General features: G+C 57.5%; 18 protein-coding genes. 3 read left to right on the top strand and 15 right to left on the bottom strand.

Annotation, left to right across the window (positions count from 1 at the left end):
• Positions 1–203 precede the first annotated feature (203 nt).
• Together M2367_RS05250 and M2367_RS05245 are read left to right on the top strand one after the other, a co-directional pair.
• Positions 204–1,214: an AraC family transcriptional regulator gene (locus tag M2367_RS05250; protein ID WP_259236042.1), complete on the top strand. Its 1,011-nt coding sequence runs from the start codon at positions 204–206 to the stop codon at positions 1,212–1,214.
• A gap of 222 nt (positions 1,215–1,436) precedes the next feature.
• The gene (locus tag M2367_RS05245; protein WP_224430540.1) at positions 1,437–2,840 is read left to right on the top strand and encodes a diguanylate cyclase; all 1,404 of its coding nucleotides are present in this window, start codon (positions 1,437–1,439) and stop codon (positions 2,838–2,840) included.
• A gap of 43 nt (positions 2,841–2,883) precedes the next feature.
• Here the strand turns inward: M2367_RS05245 and M2367_RS05240 are convergent, their stop codons facing one another.
• A complete protein-coding gene (locus M2367_RS05240; protein ID WP_259236041.1) occupies positions 2,884–3,804 on the bottom strand; it encodes a LysR family transcriptional regulator in 921 nt (306 codons plus the stop codon).
• A gap of 122 nt (positions 3,805–3,926) precedes the next feature.
• Here M2367_RS05240 and M2367_RS05235 point away from each other — a divergent pair, with 122 nt between their 5' ends.
• Complete coding sequence (locus M2367_RS05235; RefSeq protein ID WP_259236040.1) at positions 3,927–4,685, top strand: SDR family NAD(P)-dependent oxidoreductase; 759 nt, start codon at positions 3,927–3,929, stop codon at positions 4,683–4,685.
• A 225-nt stretch (positions 4,686–4,910) separates the two neighbouring features.
• Here the strand turns inward: M2367_RS05235 and M2367_RS05230 are convergent, their stop codons facing one another.
• The 14 genes from M2367_RS05230 to M2367_RS05165 all read right to left on the bottom strand — a co-directional run bounded on the left by M2367_RS05230 (position 4,911) and on the right by M2367_RS05165 (position 20,176).
• Positions 4,911–6,467 carry a lytic transglycosylase F gene (locus tag M2367_RS05230; protein WP_259236039.1) on the bottom strand — a complete coding sequence of 519 codons (1,557 nt, stop codon included), beginning with the start codon at positions 6,465–6,467 and terminating at the stop codon, positions 4,911–4,913.
• Between the two features lie 314 nt (positions 6,468–6,781).
• Entirely contained in the window at positions 6,782–8,458 is a 1,677-nt protein-coding gene (locus tag M2367_RS05225) for a hypothetical protein (RefSeq protein WP_259236038.1), read from the bottom strand.
• 11 nt (positions 8,459–8,469) lie between these two features.
• A complete protein-coding gene (locus M2367_RS05220; protein ID WP_259236037.1) occupies positions 8,470–8,691 on the bottom strand; it encodes a hypothetical protein in 222 nt (73 codons plus the stop codon).
• A gap of 165 nt (positions 8,692–8,856) precedes the next feature.
• Positions 8,857–9,573: a hypothetical protein gene (locus M2367_RS05215; RefSeq protein WP_259236036.1), complete on the bottom strand. Its 717-nt coding sequence runs from the start codon at positions 9,571–9,573 to the stop codon at positions 8,857–8,859.
• Positions 9,570–9,755, bottom strand: coding sequence for a hypothetical protein (locus tag M2367_RS05210; RefSeq protein WP_224430548.1), 186 nt, complete (start codon positions 9,753–9,755; stop codon positions 9,570–9,572). The genes M2367_RS05215 and M2367_RS05210 overlap by 4 nt, the downstream gene beginning before the upstream one ends.
• Before the next feature lie 68 nt (positions 9,756–9,823).
• Entirely contained in the window at positions 9,824–10,192 is a 369-nt protein-coding gene (locus M2367_RS05205) for a hypothetical protein (protein WP_224430549.1), read from the bottom strand.
• A gap of 191 nt (positions 10,193–10,383) precedes the next feature.
• A complete protein-coding gene (locus tag M2367_RS05200; RefSeq protein ID WP_224430545.1) occupies positions 10,384–11,094 on the bottom strand; it encodes a hypothetical protein in 711 nt (236 codons plus the stop codon).
• Positions 11,091–11,642 (bottom strand): hypothetical protein, encoded by a 552-nt coding sequence (locus tag M2367_RS05195; protein WP_259236035.1) that lies wholly within the window; start codon positions 11,640–11,642, stop codon positions 11,091–11,093. Before M2367_RS05195 ends, M2367_RS05200 begins: the two co-directional genes overlap by 4 nt.
• A gap of 13 nt (positions 11,643–11,655) precedes the next feature.
• Positions 11,656–12,378 (bottom strand): hypothetical protein, encoded by a 723-nt coding sequence (locus tag M2367_RS05190; protein ID WP_259236034.1) that lies wholly within the window; start codon positions 12,376–12,378, stop codon positions 11,656–11,658.
• Entirely contained in the window at positions 12,375–15,422 is a 3,048-nt protein-coding gene (locus tag M2367_RS05185; RefSeq protein WP_259236033.1) for a toxin VasX, read from the bottom strand. Before M2367_RS05185 ends, M2367_RS05190 begins: the two co-directional genes overlap by 4 nt.
• Positions 15,419–16,312 carry a DUF4123 domain-containing protein gene (locus M2367_RS05180; RefSeq protein WP_259236032.1) on the bottom strand — a complete coding sequence of 298 codons (894 nt, stop codon included), beginning with the start codon at positions 16,310–16,312 and terminating at the stop codon, positions 15,419–15,421. The genes M2367_RS05185 and M2367_RS05180 overlap by 4 nt, the downstream gene beginning before the upstream one ends.
• The gene (locus M2367_RS05175; RefSeq protein ID WP_259236031.1) at positions 16,312–18,342 is read right to left on the bottom strand and encodes a type VI secretion system tip protein VgrG; all 2,031 of its coding nucleotides are present in this window, start codon (positions 18,340–18,342) and stop codon (positions 16,312–16,314) included. Before M2367_RS05175 ends, M2367_RS05180 begins: the two co-directional genes overlap by 1 nt.
• A gap of 10 nt (positions 18,343–18,352) precedes the next feature.
• A complete protein-coding gene (locus M2367_RS05170; protein WP_224430554.1) occupies positions 18,353–18,640 on the bottom strand; it encodes a type VI secretion system PAAR protein in 288 nt (95 codons plus the stop codon).
• Between the two features lie 51 nt (positions 18,641–18,691).
• Positions 18,692–20,176 (bottom strand): VasL domain-containing protein, encoded by a 1,485-nt coding sequence (locus tag M2367_RS05165; protein ID WP_259236030.1) that lies wholly within the window; start codon positions 20,174–20,176, stop codon positions 18,692–18,694.
• Positions 20,177–20,186: the final 10 nt, after the last annotated feature.

Below are 20,186 nucleotides of genomic sequence, written 5' to 3'. Positions count from 1 at the left end.
GCAAAGGCCGCCGCCCACACTTGCCCGCAGGGTGCAGGAACTTGACGGTTGGGAGCAGGTTGCAAAAGTGTGAAAAGCCTTGCAGGGTTACCTTTGGTTACACAAGCAGGATGAGAACTTGCGCCGGGATCACGGCAATGGATCCCCAACCGGGGATGATGGCGGGCCATGATGAACAGGCACCGCCGACAAGGAGATCAGCCGTGAAAAGTGTTTCCAACCGGATTGCCCTGCACTGCCTCGCCCGCTGGCAGGCCCAGGGCCGGGATCCCGCCTCGCTCCTCCTTGCTGCCGGGATAGCCCGGGAAGAGCTGCATATTCCCCAGGGACGCATCGATGCCCAACGCCACTTCCGGCTGCTGGCCCACTGCGCACCCCATGCCGATCTCTCCAACCACTGGGTGCCCCCCTCATTGACGGGGCTGTTTTCCGATTATCTGCCCCTGGCCAGCCTCTGCTGCAACGCCGCCACCTTGCGTCAGGCCCTGCAATTTTTCCTGCGCTATCGTCCCCTGATCGGCGAGTGCGACCGGATCGTGTTGCAGGAGCAAGATGGCGTGGCGCGGCTTAGCTACTATTCGGACTCCGATCACCCGGATGTGATCGCCATGAGCAGCCTGGTCAACCTCTGCTATCTCTATGCCCTGGTGCAGTTCTATCAACCGGGCCAGGGTCAGCTGGTGCTGCCCACCCCGGTACGCCCAAAACTGTGGCGGGAGCTGGCGGCCTGGCTGGCAGGACAGGTGCGCCTGGGGGATGGCTATCAGCTGACGTTCCCCGCCGCCCTGCTCGATCAGCCCTATGGCGGCCACAATGCCGCCCTGCAGCCGCTGTTGTTGGGGGAGCTGACCCAGCAGATGGCGCAGTTGCAACCGCCCTCCCATTATCGCGAGCAGGTATTGACCCTGATCCGGCGCCAGCTCTGGTTGGGAGATGCAGATCCCCGCACCCTGCTGGCCGGGATCTGCACGACCCTGAACGTGACTCGCTGGACCCTGAACCGCCATCTGCGCGAGGAGCAGTGCCACTTCTCGGCCCTGCTGGAGCAGGTACGGCGAGAGGAAGCCTGCCGCTTGCTGCTCGACTCCTCGTTGCAGTTGCAAGAGGTGGGGGGACGGCTCGGCTTTGCCAGCCAGAGCAGCTTCACCCGCTTCTTCAAGGAGGCCTTTGCGCAATCCCCCAGCCAGTATCGTGCCCGCCGCTACCGGGAGTGAGCGTGCTGGCTGAGAGTGCTGGCTGAGAGTGCTCCCATGCCCCCTCACCGGGCCCTGTCTTGCCCATCATCAATGGCCGGCAAGCCTGAACAGGGACCCTCTGATGAGCGCGAGGCCGCGATCTCGCTCACAGGGGGTAAACCATCTGAATTTATTAAATTTAGTTACAGCATGACATTGGCTATAGTAGCGCCACTGGCATCATAAGAACCGATCAACGGATTGAACATACGCTTAGCTCCCCTCTCCCCGTCCTGGCGGACTCGGTTCGCCCTGGCACTGGCCTGTCTCTGCTATTGCCTCACGGGCTGGCTGGGGCAGACGCTATTTAGCCTGCAACCCGCCAACATCACCCTGATCTGGCTCCCCTCCGGGATTGCCCTGATCATGCTGCTGAACTGGGGGATGAGGGCGCTGCCCTGGATATGTTTGGGCAGCTTCATGTTGAACGTAAAAGGCATGATGATGGAGGGCGCCCTGCTCCCCTCCCTGTCCCATACCGCTATCGCCGCCCTGATCGATGCCCTGGCCCCGGCACTTGCCCTGCGCCTGCTACAAGGTTTCCTGCCCCTTGGGGTGCACAATGCCAACGATCTCATCAAGTTTGTGGTGCTGGCTGGCGTGCTTCCCATCTCGCTCTCCAGCCTGCTGCTCGCATGGAATCTGGTGCTGGGTCACTACATTCCCGGATCCGCGCTGCCCGGCATGGTCAAGATGCTCTTCCTTGCCGATATCCTCGGCATCCTGTTGATGTACCAGATCTATGTCGGCTGGCAGGAACCGCATGCCCTGCGCATTGCCCAACTGCGTCACATCATACTGCCCGGGGTGGGCCTGTCGCTGTTCGCCCTGCTGGGACTGGGTCTGCAGGCCGGCTGGTTGTTCTACCTGCTCCCGCCTCTGCTGATCGTGCTGGCCTTCGAAGTCAGCCGGTTTTATCTGGGGATATTTAGCAGCCTAGCCATGCTGTTCATGATCCTGGCCACGGCGCACGGACTCGGCCCTTTCATCCATCTGACCCAGGAGGAGACCAACACCGAGATGATGGCCTTCGTGCTCTCCTCGGCGCTGACCATCTTCGGGGTCTCATTGCAGCGGGCCCAGTTGCGCCGCACCGAGCAAGACAAGCAGACCGCCGAGAAGGAGGCAAGTTACGATCCCTTGTCGGGACTGCTTAACCGCCGCGCCTTCATGCCGCAGCTGGCGCGGCTTGCTGGCCAGGCGCGCCCCTATTGCGTGGCCATGCTGGACATAGATAACTTCAAGTCAATCAATGACACCCATGGTCACAGGGTGGGCGATCGGGTGATCCAGACCCTGGCCCAGATCATCCATAACCATTGCCGCAGCCAGGACATCACGGCGCGGATCGGGGGAGAGGAGTTTGCCCTGGCGCTGATCGATATATCGCCAGCGGATGCCTTGCCGGTGCTGGAGCGGATCCGCAGCACCCTCGCCAACATGTCCATCGTCGCCGAGCAGCAGACCCTCTATTGCACCCTCAGCATTGGCTGGGCCGAGAGCGCGCCCACCCTTGATGGGGATACCCTGCTGCACCACGCCGATCTCGCCCTCTATCAGGCCAAGGCGGCAGGCAAGAATTGCATCGTGAAATTCGCCGGCTGATTTTCCTGCCGCGTCAGTTTGCCTCCCTGCCGCGCAACCCTTGTCACTCAGCGCCATCCGTCCCTGGCGCCGGGGCATTCCCCAGCACGCCTTCGAGCCACTGGATGAAGGCCTGCACCCTGGGCGCCAGTTGGCGGCGATGCCCATAGAGCACATGAATGGGCAGCGGTGGCGCCTGCCACTCGGGCAAGAGGGCGACCAGCTCTCCCCTGGCCAGCAGCTCAGCGACGCCCTGCTCCGGCAACTGTATGATGCCAAGCCCGGCCAGGGCCGCGGCCAGGTAGCTCTCGCTGTCATTGACGGTCAGGGCGCCCGCCATGGGATGGCGCTCGACCCGGCCATCCGACCCCAGCACCTCGAATCCCGTCTGCTCACCGCCAAGATCGCTGCCATAGTGGATCAACTGGTGTTGAGCCAGATCCGCCAGTGTCCCCGGTAGCCCGTGCCGAGCGAGGTAGGCGGGACTGGCGCAGTTGATCTGCCGATATTGACCCAGCCTGCGCGCCACCAGGCTGGAGGATCCCAGCGTCCCGACCCGTACCACGCAATCGAACCCTTCCCGCACCAGATCGACCCGCCTGTCCGTGGTGCTCAGCATCAGGGTCAAGTCCGGGTGCTGAGCCAGAAACGCCGATAAGCGAGGGATCACCTGTAGCCGAGCCAAGCGACTCGGCATGTCGACCCGCAGTCGCCCGCTCAGGCGCTGCGCGGGCTGAAACAGGCTCCGCAACTCGTCCACATCCGCCAACAGATCCAGGCAACGCTCGTAACAGAGCCCCCCATCCGCGGTGAGTTGCACCCTGCGCGTGGTGCGTTGCAGCAATCGGGTGCCCAGTTGCTCCTCGAGACGACGAATGGTGAGCGAGAGGGTCGCCTTGGGCACCGCCAGCTGTTCGGCGGCGCGGGTAAAGCTTTCCAGCTCGGCTACCCTCACAAACATACCCATGGCATCCAGTTGATCCATATCGGCTATTGTTTATGTAAATGGAACATTGCATTCAGTATGACCATCTTTATCCAGTTTCAAAGATTAAATACAGTCGTGACACCGCATCTCCTTACCGCCAACCAACCCAGGAGTTCACCATGTACCAACCCATTGCCCTCATCACGGGCGCTAGCCGAGGCCTCGGCCGCAACACGGCCCTGACCCTGGCAGCCCGGGGGATCTCTCTCATCATCACCTATCGCAGCCAGGCCGAAGAGGCCGATCTGGTGGTTGAAGCCGCTCGCACCCTGGGAGTCCAGGCCCATGCGCTGGCGCTGGATGTGGCCGACAGCGCCAGCTTCCCGGCTTTTGCCGAGCAGGTGCAGCTGCTCGGCAAAAGCCAGTGGCAACGGACCCAGTTCGATTTCCTGGTCAACAATGCGGGCATAGGTATCAACGCGCCCTTCGAGCAGACCACTGAGCAGCAATTCGATACCCTGATGAACATCCACCTCAAGGGCACGTTTTTCCTGACCCAGCAACTATTGCCCCTGCTGTGCGATGGAGGGCGCATCGTCAACCTCTCCACCGGTCTGACTCGGTTCGCCCTGCCGGGTTATGCCGCCTATGCGGCCATGAAAGGAGGCATTGAGGTATTGAGCCACTATCTGGCCAAGGAGCTGGGGCCGAGGGGCATCGCCGTCAACGTGGTGGCCCCCGGCGCCATAGAGACTGACTTTGGTGGGGGTGTCGTGCGCGACAATCGGGATGTGAACGATTTTATTGCCAGCCAGACGGCGCTCGGCCGGGTGGGTCGTCCTGACGATATCGGTGGTGTCATCGCCGCCCTGCTCGCGGACGATTGCCGCTGGATCAATGCCCAGCGCATCGAAGCCTCCGGGGGCATGTTTATCTGAGTCGATCGCCACGACGCGCTAAATAACATCGCGGCACAGGGGGCTCATCAAATGGCCTGTTTGCCACGGGGACGCCACTCCCCCGCTGACGCCGGGGGATAACGCAGACCCTGCAGGCCACAACATCCACTGGCCGCGAGAGTGGATTACCAGCACAGCCGGTAAACCCTATGCAACGCAGAGGCGCCCAAGCCAATGACTTGGGCGCCTCTGTAATAGCGATGCTTATTTCGTGGCGGGTGCAGGCTCAGTTGTAATGATTTTCGGGGTCGTTAGCGTACTTGCGGCCCCACTGGCCTTGCCTGCATCTTGCTCCAACGCGGCGGCAGCCTGGTTTTTTTGTTCGATCTGCTCCATCACCAGCTTGTAGGCGATATAGTACTTATAAATGTTGCCCACATAGGTCACCGTCTCAGGGCCTATCTTATCTGCCGCCACATATTCGACATTCTGGAACCAGATATTGGGATCCAATCCCCGCTTCTTGGCTTCTGCTCGCAAGCGCGCCACCCGGGCTGGCCCCGCATTATAAGAGGCGAAGGAGAAGAGCGCCTTGTCCAGATCGGTCATGGGCTCGTCTGCATAATAGTGATCTATCATCCAGCGCATGTATTTGACCCCACCGTGAACGTTGGGCTCAGTCTGGCGAATATCCCCCACCTTCATCTGCTTGCCAGTGGCGGGCATCAGCTGCATCACACCGATGGCGCCCACATGACTACGCGCCTTCTGGTTGAGGCCCGACTCTTGATAGCCCTGGGCCGCAATGAGCAACCAGTCCACCTCATAGCGTGCTCCGTATTGGCGAAACAGGTCGACCAATTGCAGAAACTTCTTGCGGTCCGCCTCGGCGGCTGCGCTCTTTACATACTTATTCTGCTTGAGATAGAGGGCCAGCCGCTGAGATCCAGTCTGCTTGCCCCGCAGCGCCGCGATCTGTTTATTGAGCATCGCCAACAACTGGGTGCTCTCCTTGCGTACCGCCCAGGCGATGACACCCCCTTCACGAAATACCGGCTGCTCATGAACGTTGATATCGGGAAAAATCTGCTTCCAGAAGCGCGCCTTGTGCTCATCCACGATGATGAACGGCAGCAGACCGGCATTGACCATTTCGATCAAGTCTTCATCTTCCAGGGTCTCAGGTACGGCACGAATGTCAATCAACGGCTGCCCGGCGGCCTTGCGCGCCTGGTTATCACTGAGCAGGCTCTCGAAATAACTCGATGAGGGGCGCACATAGATGGCCTGTCCACCGAGATCCCCCGCCCCTTCCACCTTGGGGGAAGCCGGGCCAGAGACCAGCAGTTCACGCACATCCTCAAGCAAGGGGTCGGTGAAATTAACCCCCTGCTTGCGCTGATCCGTGATGGTGAGATTGGCGGCGGCGATATCGCCTTTACCGGCGATCAGATCGCTGAATAACTTGTCCCGCGCGACCGGAATAAAGACGATATGTAATTTGAGGTGACGCTTGATGGCTTTCTCTTTTCGCAACTGGCCGTTGTAGCGCTGCTCCAGCTGCATAAAGCCATCATAGGTAACACCCCGTTGCACGCCCTTGTTGATGAAATAGCCAGTCTTGTTGTAAGTGGTCAGCACCCGGATGCGGCCCCGTTCCAGCATGGCATCGAGATCCCCCAAGGCGGGCTTTGACAGCTCAGCACTGTTAAAGTCCAGCTGAGCACGCTCCTCTTCCTCCTCCTTGGGGTCGGCCCCCCAAACCTGCGACCAAGGCCCCATAAAGAGCCCCCACATCATCACTATCCATAACCCTTTCATAGTGGCTACCTCACCCATTTTATTGAGTGTAGTGCCGCCCGGATCGCCACTTAGCTTATTGCGTTTGATCTTATGGAGGGGTAGTAACCAGATGGTATTGAATCAGACGGCTTTGCTGGGATGTCGCCGCTGGCGATGTGGCAGAACCCGCTCGATAGTGATATCGATTCCTGCTGTGGGGAGATAGGCCAATCCCAGCGCCCGCACTGTAACCTCGATCACCTTTGCCCGCCTGATAACGAGCCAGATCCTTTTCGCTGCGTACTGACGCCATCTACCAGTTTCGTTGAACGATTGGTTTTCCTATCAAACTGTTATGTCGCGCTTGGATTAGGCATGCTGGGCGATGATCCTGACTCTTTGAACCATCCAATCAAGAAGCCGATAAACGTGAATAAATAGATTGCAGCTAGGATTATATTCACCCATATCTTGTAGTAAATACTCTCAACTTCCTCTTTCTGCGTTGGGGTAAACGCCCTATTCAAAGTGATAAATACATTTCCATTAGATTTTATTTCTTTCTTAACAACCAAGCCATGAATAGAATTTCTAACCGGTAATTCATTCCCATAAACATACCCTGAAATACTCTTTTTTACTAGTTCAGAGCTAATCATAGCATTGGCTGTCATTTTTATTTTTTGCGCTCGTTCAGACAAATATGTGATAATATATATAGGTGATGTATCAAAGTCATATATTCTTTCACCTGTCATAGTCATTGTAATAGGGCAATTAACCTGATTCCTGGATTTTATATTTATAAGGTACTCATAAGCCTCAGGGTACATCTCGAAGAGAGATTTTTTCTCATCCAATTCTACACTGTAGTCCATGTCTATAAGGTGCTGTACGGCATCCTTGAAATCGTCTTTTTTCAGTTCCGACTTATCACGAAGGCACAACGTATCATCAAAATCATGATTGACTACCAAAACACTGTTTATATGAATAAACTCTTTTGGCAACACCTCGTATAATGCGGAAAAATGCTCGCTATCAATCACTTTCTCCCTTACATATTCTATATAGCCATTATGAATCAGGTACGCTGGCGAGTGGTATAAGTTATGAATAAAAATAAAATGTGCAACAAATAGCACCAGCGCCAAGGCGCAGTTCCACTGGCGAGAGCCAAAGAGTAGGAATTGAGCTCCATCTACATACTCCTTGTTATTTAGTCGTTCCGGAGAGAGAAACACCTCATGGTGGGAACGCACGCAATGCAATGTGTAGCGCTCCCCCGGCTGCAACTTCTTTGCGGGGTCGCTGACCATACACTCATTGATGACTTTCCTTTCACCAAATGCGCTATTGGCAGACATGAGTGAGCATTCCCCCTCGATCAGAAATAGACGATGCTGCTTTTGGATCAACCATAAATAAGCACCGAGCATACCGAGGATTAAGGTGGTTAATATTGACAGCATGGGGATGCTGCTCGACAAAGAAGCGATGAAAGTAAAAAGTGAAAATAACGGCATGATGAAGTGCAATCCCTCAAGATAGACGACATCAAATTCTCTAGGCACCCACTGCCTGGGCAGGTTTTCTAACCTCTTGGTTTCAGGAATAAAGAGTGCATCATCGGCACTGATGGCGTAGAGCGCATCTTTATAGATAATTCCTCGGATATAAACGGTATGGGATTCATCCTTGCTGGAAGGGGGCGCTGGCCAATAAATAGACTCCACCCTCAGGTCACCAACACAGGTATCTTGCCACCGCTGACGCCATCCAGGCGCCAGCTGGCGAATGCTATAGATCCCTTCATGCTGATAGATGGTACCGTCGATAAATCGTCGCCTATATATCTTTCTCAGCAAAACCAGATCGGTATCAGATAGCACATCGGCTGTCATGCCTTGTTCTTTCAATCTAGAAATGGCCTCATCCCTTTCCTTCTGGCGCAGGGTATTGTCTGACCACCAGCAAAGCAACATCATGATCTTGATGATAATCATTAATAGGGGTAGGAAAATGTACAAAAATAATGCTCCTAACTTAGAGGGTTGATCAGATAATTCTTCCCTGATGGCAAAGTGTCAAGGGAGGCAGTGAACTCCTCATACTCCTGCAACTCGATTGCTGGCGTCCACTCCAGATTGGGCTCGCTGCCCCAGGTCGATTGCAGCAGCCAGCGCTCCAGGGGGATGCGGCCGTAACGGCCCAGCAATATAGTGGCGACCAGATAGGCGATACCACCGAGCGCGACCGTCATGTAGAGAGCCGTCCTAAAATTCACGCCAACTATTAACCTCTCTCACCTCATGATTAGGTAAATATGGGTATATATAATTCAGCACTTTATTTGCCTCGCCTTGCTGGCAATATAGATAGATGAAGCAGCTAGCCATAGGCCAGTGTGATGGCGATGACATACTATTCAACTACCAAACTCCCGCCAAGTATTTACTTCCTCAATCTCATAGGTATCCAAATATGGATATATCAATTTCAGAACTTTGTCACACTCGCCAGGAAGGCAATATATATTGATAAACCCGTGTACATCTTTCGAAAAAAGGTTGATACACTCTTTGGCTTTGAAAAGCTTTATCACACCATGACGAGATGAAAACAACGCTATATCTTTGATTTGTTTGGGTTTCATATCCTTTATTTTCCAGGCCAACAGGGCGCTGGCACCGGCGCCGATAAAGGCGGCAGGGCCCAGCATGCCCGCGGCCAGCACACAGACACCACAGCCAAACCAGCCCAATCCACGGGCTATAGTAAAGGCAATGTCGGGAATATTATCCTGCTGGGTATAGAAGATACCCTTGGCAGTAATGTGGTAGTGATAGAGTTGGTTAGGTGTAAATAAATAGCGGCTAATGGCCATGCCGAAAAAGGTAAATATCAGTAGTCCAAGATGGGCAGAACTCAACGCCATCCCTTGTGATGAAAGATACCAAGTTCCGCCCCCACCAAAAAACACCAAAACAAGGAACACTGAAAAAATAGCATGCCCTTGTTTTATATTTATTCTCCACTGGTAGAGCACAGATTCTTTTTCTAGTGCTTGATAGCTGTCGCTAATATAACTGCGCAAAGCCTCCCCTTGCAGGGGAGACAGGTTATCGGTGTGCTGTTCACTCATGGTGCTATTCCAATCATTATGCCTTCGATGGGCAGGCTGGCATCACGCTCTGCGGTGAGCACGGCGCCATCAACCAGATCGCCGCGCACCACGAAGCGCTGCGCTGTGCCGCTCAAGCTCTCGTCCGCCGGGTAGGTGATCCGTGCGATGAGCTGATCGTATGGGTTCAGGGTATGAGGCACGCGGTACTCTCCGCCCTGCCCCTTGCTGCTTGCCAATGCAATGGCCTCGGGCCGGGGGTTGATCGGGATCAGGTCCGGTTGCCCTGATGTTTTAGCAAGGTCTTGAGCGCGTCACTCTGCGTGCGCCTGAAGCTGCTCGCCACCCAGATGAACGCCCCCGCGATGGCGAGCATCATCACCACGTTGAATGGCGTCTCCTGGACCATCAGCATAAACCCTATATTGAGCAACCCGACCAGGCAGATAAACATGCTCCACACCCGCATCATCTTGACCGCCTTGACAGCAGCCCCCTCATCGGAGGCCACAACGGCGTCGGCCACCAGTTGCTGGCCCCGTGCCACGGCGTCGGAGAAGACGGCCTCCAGCTCGTCGGCATCTTGCTTCTCAATGGCCATCAATTGGCGTTTGTCCTGAATGATGTAAAACGTCTTCATAATGTCCTCGTGAAAACCTTGGGATACTGAGGCCGCCGCTTGGAAAAATGGCGGGCGGCGGTGCCAAATTAGGTGGGCAGACCAGCGTTTTCACGGTTTAGCACGCCAACGGAATGCGACCATAACGGCCCAGCAGGGTGGCGGCCAGACAAGCAATACCGCCGGCCGCCAACACCATTGAGATAGCCAGCCTAAAATTCACGCCAACTATTAACCTCTCTCACTTCATGATTAGGTAAATATGGGTATATATAATTCAGCACTTTATCTGCCTCACCTTGCTGGCAATATAAATAGATAAAGTTTCCCGCATCAAAAGGTTCACTGCAGACTATCAAGGCATCTTTTCTCTTGAAAATCTTCAAATAACCATTTGGTGTAAACAAACATCCTCGGTGTTTTTTTACCGGTCGCATATCCTTGATTTTCCATGCCAACAGTGCACTTGCACCGGCGCCAATAAAGGCAGCAGGGCCCAACATGCCCGCGGCCAACACACAGACACCACAGCCAAACCAGCCCAATCCACGGGCGATGGTAAAGGCGATATCGGGAATATTATCCTGCTGGGTATAGAAGATACCCTTGGCAGTAATATGATAGTGATAGAGCTGATTGGGAGAAAATAAGAAACGCCCGCCAAGGCACATGATGAATAGCATCACCAGTATCCATGTATCAATTTTTAAAAAAGTGTGTAAATCATGACCCCACCCAACCCATAGACTCGAAAGAAACGCAAATACGATAATGGCTGCTGGCCAAGCAAAATGATACTGGTGATTTATTTTCCATTGATAGAGCACAGGCTCCTTTTCCAATGCTCGATAGCTGTCGCTGATATAGCTGCGTAACGCCTCCCCTTGCAGAGGAGACAAGTTGTCGGTTTGCTGTTCATTCATGGTGCTATTCCAATCATTATGCCTTCGATGGGCAGGCTGGCATCACGCTCTGCGGTGAGCACGGCGCCATCAACCAGATCGCCGCGCACCACGAAGCGTTGCGCTGTGCCGCTCAGGCTCTCATCTGCCGGGTAGGTGATCAGTGCGATGAGCTGATCGTACCGGTTCAGGGTGTGAGGCACGCGATACTCTCCCCCTTGCCCATTGCTACTTGCCAATGCAATGGCCTCGGGTTTGTCGCCGCGCGGCATCAACCTCGGGCTGCCATCGGGGTAGGACATCTTCACCATGCGCCTGGCGCCGAGTTTCAGGCTGATCTTGTGAATGTGGCTCGGCAGCCGGATCACCAGCTCAGTGTTCGTCATCTCTATCTGGGGGGCCGCAGTGAGCCGCTCATACTCCTGCAACTCGATTGCTGGCGTCCAAGCCAAGTTGGGCTCGCTTCCCCAGGTCGATTGCTGCAGCCAGCGCTCCAGGGGAATGCGGCCATAACGGCCCAGCAATATAGTGGCGACCAGATAGGCGATACTACCGAGCACGAACGTCATGTAGAGAGCCGTCCTAAAACTCACGCCAGCTATTAACTTTTATAACGTCATAAGCAGCGATATAAGGTGATAATAACTGCATCACTTTTCCAGACTCGCCCTCCTTGCAGTATATAAATGCATAGGTATATGGAGATAAAGGACTGACAATGAACTTAATTGCACTCTTCCTTTCAAATAGTCTGATTGTCATTTTCTTTTCATTTTTAACGAAGAGGCATACATTTTTCTTTTCTACTGGCTGCATATCCTTAATTTTCCATGCCAACAAGGCGCTGGCACCGGCGCCAATAAAGGCGGCGGGGCCCAACATGCCCGCGGCCAGCACACAGACACCACAGCCAAACCAGCCCAATCCACGGGCGATGGTAAAGGCGATGTCGGGAATATTATCCTGTTGGGTATAGAAGATCCCTTTGGCAGTAATGTGGTAGTGATAGAGTTGGTTAGGTGTAAATAAATAGCGGCTAATAGCCATGCCGAAAAAGGTAAATATCAGTAGTCCAAGATGGGCAGAACTCAACGCCATCCCTTGTGATGAAAGATACCAAGTTCCGCCCCCACCAAAAAACACCAAAACAAGGAACACTGAAAAAATAGCATGCCCTTGTTTTATATTTACTCTCCACTGGTAGAGCACAGATTCTTTTTCTAGTGCTTGATAGCTGTCGCTAATATAACTGCGCAAAGCCTCCCCTTGCAGGGGAGACAGGTTATCGGTGTGCTGTTCACTCATGGTGCTATTCCAATCATTATGCCTTCGATGGGCAGGCTGGCATCACGCTCTGCGGTGAGCACGGCCCCCGCCCGTAGATCGCCACGCACCACGAAGCGCTGCGCTGTGCCGCTCAGGCTCTCATCTGCCGGGTAGGTGATCAGTGCGATGAGCTGATCGTACGGGTTCAGGGTGTGAGGCACTCGATATTCTCCCCCTCGCCCGTTGCTGTTTGTCAATGCAATGGCCTCTGGCTTGTCGCCGCGAGGCATCAACCTCGGGCTGCCATCGGGGTTAGACATCCTCACCATGCGCCGAGCGCCGAGTTTCAGGCTGATCTTGTCAATATGACTCGGCAGCCGGATCACCAGCTCAGTGTTCGTCATCTCTATCTGGGGGGCCGCAGTGAGCCGCTCATACTCCTGCAACTCGATTGCTGGCGTCCAAGCTGGGTTGGGTTCACTGCCCCAGGTCGATTGCAGCAGCCAGCGCTCCAGGGGAATGCGGCCATAACGGCCCAGCAACAGGGTAGCAACCAGATAGGCGATACCACCGACGGCGATGGCAACCACCATCCAGGGGGCGAAAATAGCCCCTATAGAAACCGAGATTCCCAGTCCATTGGCTAACAGTCCGCCAAGACTAACTAAAGATGCCAACCCTTGGACCCCGAGCCCCGCCAGTTTTAGCCAATTAGCGAATGTTTCCACATCCGAATTGGTACCATCCCTAGCCTTCTCGAACGTCTCCACCCCTTCCAACACCGCCGCCACCAATCCCAGCCCCGCCATGGCGCCCATGGAGAGGGCAAAGCGGCTGGCCAGTACGGGAGCATCGGCCATGGCATCCTTAAGCACCATATTGAGCAAGCCCCCCTGTGAGGCCAACTGCCCATAGGCCTTGCCCTGATAGACCCCAGCGATGGCGCTGCCAGTCCAGGCGGCGGTATAGGCCAGGGCACGGGCCTGATCCGACTGGGCCTTGGCATCCCCACGCGCCTTGCGCTGGTTCTCTTCAAAGCCATTGAGGGCGCAGGCCAGATTGGCCATATTGACCAGGGCCGCCACACCACCAAAGTTGCCCCAGTCGCCCCACACCTGGCTCGCCGCGCGGGCCCCCTGGGCCCCGCCTTTGGCCAATGCGCCCTGATAGCGGATCACTCTGGCTTCGAATGCTTCCTGATTGCCGCCACCCAGCAGCAATATCCGTGGGGTGCGCGCCGCCTTGATCTGCTCACTCATCTCCTGCAGGCGCTGGATCTGCAAGGGCGTTACGGCTTGCCCTGTGTTACCGAGCAAGCGGCTTTGGGAGCCTGCCGCATCTCCCACCTTGAGTGCCCAGAGCTGCAACTCGCTGGCAAAGTTCGGGTTGAAGCGGGCTGACTGACCGGTGTGAACCGCCTCCAGTGCTGCCGCTGCGACCCAGGCCGAGCCCTGCTGCCCCTTGAGCAGTGCCGGGTGCAGCGCCATGGTCAGCCGCTCCCAAGCCTGCATGCCAGGCCCGGTCACCGCCTTGTTGAGGGCCGTCATGGTCGCCTGGGCACTCTTGCCAAGACCGGCAAACAGCGCACTATCGAGCAAGCGGCCATCCGCCGCCAGTGCGCTCCAACCGGCACTGGCATTGGCCAGGGCCGTGCCGTTGCCGATGTTGAGCCAGGGGGTATCCTTGATGACGTCTTCCTTCGTTTGGGCGGAAAAACCGTAATAGACCAAGGCTGGCAGGGCGCCCTTACCCAGCAGCTTGTGCAGTTCTGCGGCCTGCTTCTCCCCCGGCGCAGTCATCGCCAAGATGTTCAACCACTCCCCGTTGGCGCTCAGCAAGAAGGTCTGCCCCTCGGGGCTCTCGGGATCTATCCCCAGCGGCAGGGGCTCCTTCCCCACAGCGTCCAGCCCCAGCAAGGCATCGGCAAAACTCAGTTGCCACTGCTCCCGCAACTCATCCAGCAGCGGCTGCTGCGCGGCTATCAGGGCTTCCAGCCCAGTCCAGTTGACCTCATCGGTCAGCCGGGCCCCCGACCATTGGGCCAGCGCCCGGCTCGGCGTGTAGCCCGCTTGCTCCAACTCATCGCCCATGGCTTGCAGGCGCTGCTCCTCGGCAAGGGAGTAGTTGTTGCCCGAGCCATTCATCACCTTCTCATTGAAGGCGTGGCGCGCCGCCAGATAGCCCTGTACCTTCCGCTTGAAACGAAAGCTCGCCAGACGATTGCCCCGCGCGGCGGCGGGCAACTCGGCTTCGCTCAAGGGGGGCAGGGCCAGCATCTCGGTGATCCCCGCCATGCTCCAGCGATGGCGATCGCTATCGGTTTTGAACGGCGCCTCCTGCCTGACCCAGATATCGCTCAGGCGCAACGTCAGATCGTGCATGTCAGAGATGAGATCATCCAGCGCCACCATCAGGGCACTTTGCGGATCCGGTATCCCCGCCTGATAAGCACTCGCAGCCTGGGCGGCCTTGTCACACCAGAGCAGACCTGGCTCGGCTCCCGCAGTGGCTTTGAGGGGCGCACAACTCAAGGGGAAGCCTTGATTGGCCTGCGCCATATCTGCCACATGGCTCTCAAGCAGGCTCAAGAGCCCGGCGTGCATGCCTCCCAACTTGCTAGCCAGAGGCAACAAAGAGAAACTGCGCATCCCTTTACTACGCAAAGAGCGCTGTTCGCCATAGGCCACCTTGAGTCGGTCAGTCCAAGGCTGATGGGCAAACATCATCGATAATTTGTGCGTCGCCGGGTAGAGCAGGTGTCCCTTGCTCCCCTTGCTGGCGCTGATAAATTGCGCCCCCTTGATCTCGTACTCATCGAGCACCTTGGCCGTCTCGTCATAGACATAGAGCCAGCCATCACGCAGTTGGCGCAGGGTGTAGGCACTGCCCTTGAGCGTCAGAGGGCCCTTGAACTCCTTTGCTGGCAGCGGATGGGGTTGCTTGGCACCTGTCTCAAACACCTCATCCAGGGCATAGCGCACCGGTACTATGGCTATCTCTTTGTTCTTGAATGGACAAGCCCCGTTTGGGTTCTTTCCATCGTTCGGACTTGCGCACTGGGCAGCCTGATTGGGGGTGCTCATGCCACTCTCTCCTTCTTGTTCTGCACGCGGGTCTGGGCCAGTTCGGCGGCCCGTTCAATTCGCTGGGAGGGGGTCTGACTGGAAGTGGACAGGATCAACTGCCGGATATCGGCATGCTCATCCTCGCCAGGCTGGGCTGACGCAACATCGGGGGCCTGCATTGCCCCCAGGCCCAGATAACCCAGCACGTTGAACATCAGCAGCAGATCCCGCTCGCTCTGAAACCCCTTGTCATAACCCCACTGGGCCCACTGGGCGACCCACTGGGAAGCATCAGGCTGCTCGGCCAAACGCGCGGGAAACCATGTGTCCATGTGGCGCGAGATGGCGTCCAGGGTGTGCTGCCAGCTCACTTCCCCCAAGCGCGTCCACTGTTCATCGGTCAGTCGCAGGCGATCCCCTTGTCTGGGCGACAGCGGCGATGGCACCTGTTTGTGTTGCCACCCGGCTCTGATCGGGATCCAGACCTGACTCACCCCCTGCCATAGCCAGCCGTCATCGCCATCAAACAGCCGCCACGCCGTCTCCGGCATGGCCAGCTTGAGCAGTACCCGGCTGCCGTAGGGGCTCTCGACCTCGATGAGCGTGCGCAGACTCTCGGCCAACGGCAACAATGAAAGGGGGGAAGATAACAGGTAACCCCATGATGGTTCACGCTTTTCCATAAACCACTCTAACAGGGCCGCACTGACACTGACCAGACAGGGACTCGCCTCCCTCAGGCTGTCCCAGGGTTGATAGAGGTAGAGCGGCTGGTAGTCAGGTGAACCCTCCACCTCGAACAGGCTTTGCTCAAGTGCGGATATCTGGCCGCCATCGAGCAGTAAATAGAGCCGTTCTGAGTCAGATAACTGTATATCCGGCCGAGTCTGGGTAAGGCAGGATTGCATCAGGCCCCTCCCTCCTTGGCCGCCAATTGCTCACAGATTTCGCAGACGGGCTCGGCCGATTTGAGCGTCGCAATCTGACGAACGGGATCCATGGGTGCAGGGGGCGCCACCACTTCCACCTCACCAGGCAGGGTCGGCATCTTGCCCGCCCAACCGGAGCCATTGCCTGGGCTGCCACCGGAGTTTAGCTTGATGCTGCCGCCGCTGAGGGTCACGCCACTCGGATCTATTTTGACGAAGCTGCCACCCACTTTGAGCGTCAACTCGGCGCCCGCCTCCAGCACTATCTTCATGCCCGCCTTGTGGTGGACCTCGGAGCCCGCCTCGACCAGCAGGGATTGCCCCAGCGTCTGGTGCAGGGAGCCATCCACGCTGAGCGACAGATCGCTCTTGATGTGGTCGCGCTTCTCGCCATTCACAGTGAGATGGTCATTGGCCTTGATGCGGGTCACCCGCTCATTGTCGATGTCGCTGTGCTGGTCGTGCTTGATGTGCCAGGCGGCATCGTTCTCTATCAGCACATTGAGGTCTTTCTGACCGTGAATGTAGATCTCCTCCTGCCCGGCCTGGTCTTCGAAGCGCAGCTCGTTGAACCCCTCCCCCTGATGGGTCTCGGTGCGCAGCACGGTGCGGGTCTTGTGGGCAGGCAGCTCGTAGGGGGGCCGGTTGGTGGCGTGGAAGGTGCGACCGGTGACGATGGGCTGGTCGGGGTCCCCTTCCAAAAAGCTGACGATGACTTCGTGGCCGATGCGCGGGATGGCCATCATGCCGTACTGGCCACCGGCCCAGCCCTGGCTGACCCGCACCCAGCAGGAGCTCATGTCATTGGAGCTGCCATAGCGGTCCCAGGGGAACTGCAATTTGACCCGGCCATGCTGGTCGCAGTAAATCTCCTCGCCCTCCGGCCCCACCACGAAGGCGATTTGCGGGCCATCGACCATGGGCTTGTGGGGGATCTGGGGGCGCCAGCTCTGCTGGGCCTTGACCACGCTGAAGTTGTTGCTGAGGGTGGTAGCGCCATCGCCACCCTCCTCTTCCAGGGCCTGGGGCTGCTTGCCGGTGTGCTGGATGCTGACCAGTTGCCAGTCGTCGTTGAGGGCCGCGTTGGGGTGTTCGCTCAAGGTAAAACGCTGGCCCGGCTGCAAGGCGGCGCAGTTGGACTGACCCCGGCCGGTCACGGCGTCATTGCGCAGGGCATCGAGCCGGTACTGGCTGAACGCCTTGCCGCTGGGGTCGGCCTTGAAGCGGCCCGGGTAATCGAAGTGCTGATAGGCATCCCGTTGATGGTCGAGGGCGCTGGCTATGGTTTGATGGGAGAGGCCATAGGCCGGGGTCTGGAAGTGGTAGTCCTTGAGCTCAACATCGCTGGTGCGCACCGATTCGCGGTAGTGGAACTGGCGCACATAAGGGCCCTGCTCCAGGGAGCGGTTGCCGAGATTGAAGAACAGCTCGGGGCCCGCCACAAGGGCGGCGGCATCGTCGGCGAAGACGATGCGGTGCTTGCCCTGCTCAAACTCGTGGAAGTAGAAGATGCCCTCTTCGGCGGCGAGGCGGTTGACGAAGTCCAAGTCGGATTCCCGGTACTGGACGCAATATTCCCGCTGGCCATGGTCATTTTTCAGGGCGAAGGCGTAGTCGGTGATGCCCGCCTCCTGCAGCAAGATGCTGATGATTTCATCGGGCTTTTGCGCCTGGAAGATGCGGGCGTTGCGGCGAAGGCCAAGGCGCCACAGGGCCGGTTTGACCTCCAGCTGGTAGCGAGTGCGGCGAAAGCCGCTGTCTCCCTGGGCCGCGTCGCTGACCACGCCGCTGACCCGGCGTTGCAACTCGCCGTTGTACCAGACCAGCAGCTCGCAGGGCTGGTCGAGCAGGTCGGCGAAGGGGACGTCGGCCTGATGGCTGGCGAGATCGAGCCGCAGGTTGAAGGGGCGACTCAGCTGCTCATCGAGGTTGAACTCGACCAGGGCGAAGGTGGATTCGGGCAAGGCCCCTACCTTGATGGTGAACTGAAGTCCTGTGCTGTCTGCCATGGGGGGCTCCTTATCCTGCCAAACCGCTGCCGGTGCCGATGACGACGCCACCACAGCCTATCTCTGTGCCGGTCACAGCAATGGGCTTGCCGTTGACCAGTACAGAACCGACCCCGCCCGCGATGCTGCGCGGATGGGGGGGATTATTGGGTTTGTCATGGGGCGCCAGGGGATCCCCCTGACGCGCGACCGGTTTGCCGTCGAGCAGCACATTGGGACTGGCCGCAATGATGGGCGATGGTACGAAGCCATCATGATCGGTACCGAGATCTCCGAGCAGGGCAATGGTAGGGCACATATGATTCTCCTTGCATGGCGGCACCAGACAGCGTCCGGCACCGCCTGATATTCAACCGGGTGGCTGGACGCCATCGTTCTGGCGCTCGGCCAACTGTTGTAGCTGATAGAGGCGTACCGTCAGCGACTTGAGCTCATCCTCCATGCTCTTGAGCTGAGCCGGAGGCACCTGCCCTCCCCGCGTCTCCATCTCGCTCAACCTCGCGTCCAATGGCACCTCCACCAGCAGATCTTTCTGGATCTCGTAGAGGCGGGACTTGAGGTAGGAGATGGTGACCGATTTACGCTGACGCTCCAGTTCGAGCAGGGTGCCGAGCAGACCATCGATCCCCTCCCTGACCCCCAGATAAGCGGATCCAGTCTGTGCGGCATTGCCACGCTGACGCAGCAGGGCATCTTGCCACTGGCGGGTCATGGCCTGCACCTGGGCCGTCTCCGGGTAGAGGCGTTGCATGGAGTTCGTGAGCTCGTCACCAAAGCCATACCAATAGAGGGGTGAGACTTGCTCCAGCTGGGCGAGCCGACGCTGGTAATCACCGATCAAGGTGGGCGCCAGATCCTGAAGGGACTGCTCGCCAAGCAGGATGCGCGCCTGGCGAATATCGTCCCGATCCAGCCCCTTGGGCATGGGTTGGGCGGGCAGTTGCAAGCGGGCAATCATGGCACTGCGCTTGGCCTGCTCCACCTGCTGTTGCACGCTGGCCGGCTGCTGACTCAGCTGCCAACCCCACCCTGCCAGCACAGGCAGCGCACAGCAGAGCACCCCGAGACCGAACCACTGCCAGGCCGGACGTCGCTTGTGCTTGGCTTCGATTTTCAGCACTGTAGGTCTGAGGGTACCGGGTTCTCGTCCCACCAGTATGCTGCCCTGAACCTGGCTGCTCGCGGTGTTTCCAGAGGCGCTCTCGGACCCGGCGGCGACCTGGGCGCCCTGCTCGCCGTGGAAGAACACCATGGGCGGGATCTGCAGATCGTCGCTCAGTCCCGCTTCATCCGAGACAATCACGACTTCTGCCTCATCGAACAGATGGGTATAACCCTCGATGAAGTGCACCAGATTCTCGACCCTGGGAATGCGGCTGAGCCCGCTGTGGTGCAGCTTCTCGCTGATGAGCTGCAAGGCCCGCTCGCAGCGATAGACTAGCCGCTTGTCGTCATGGCTTATCTGGTATTCACGGATGATGGGGCTGACACGAGCGATGAACCAGTCCAGCATCTCGACCCGGGCCCGCTCCTGATGCACCGGCGGCCAGACGCTCTGCCACTGGCTGACGATCAGGTTGGCCATGAACTCGCACCCCTCGGCGAACCCCTTGAGGCCCTGCAGGCGCGAGCGTGCCAACACGAAATAGATGGCCGTCTGCAGATCCACCCCGTGCCGTTCGAAGATCTGGCTCGCCAGCTGATGGATCCGGGCCCAATCCACCTCGGGACGAGAGGCATGACTCAACTTGTTGATTTCGCTGCGCAGCGCCTCGTATTCGGGCAGCATGCGGGGATCCGAGCCTATCTTGAGTGCCTGTTGTGCGTCTTGCATATCAATATTC

It is taken from the genome of Aeromonas sp. BIGb0445 (assembly GCF_024809075.1).
Classification (GTDB): Bacteria; Pseudomonadota; Gammaproteobacteria; order Enterobacterales; family Aeromonadaceae; genus Aeromonas; species Aeromonas rivuli.
The sequence above is the reverse complement of the archived record's forward strand: the minus strand, read 5'-3'. Positions and strand labels throughout refer to the sequence as shown.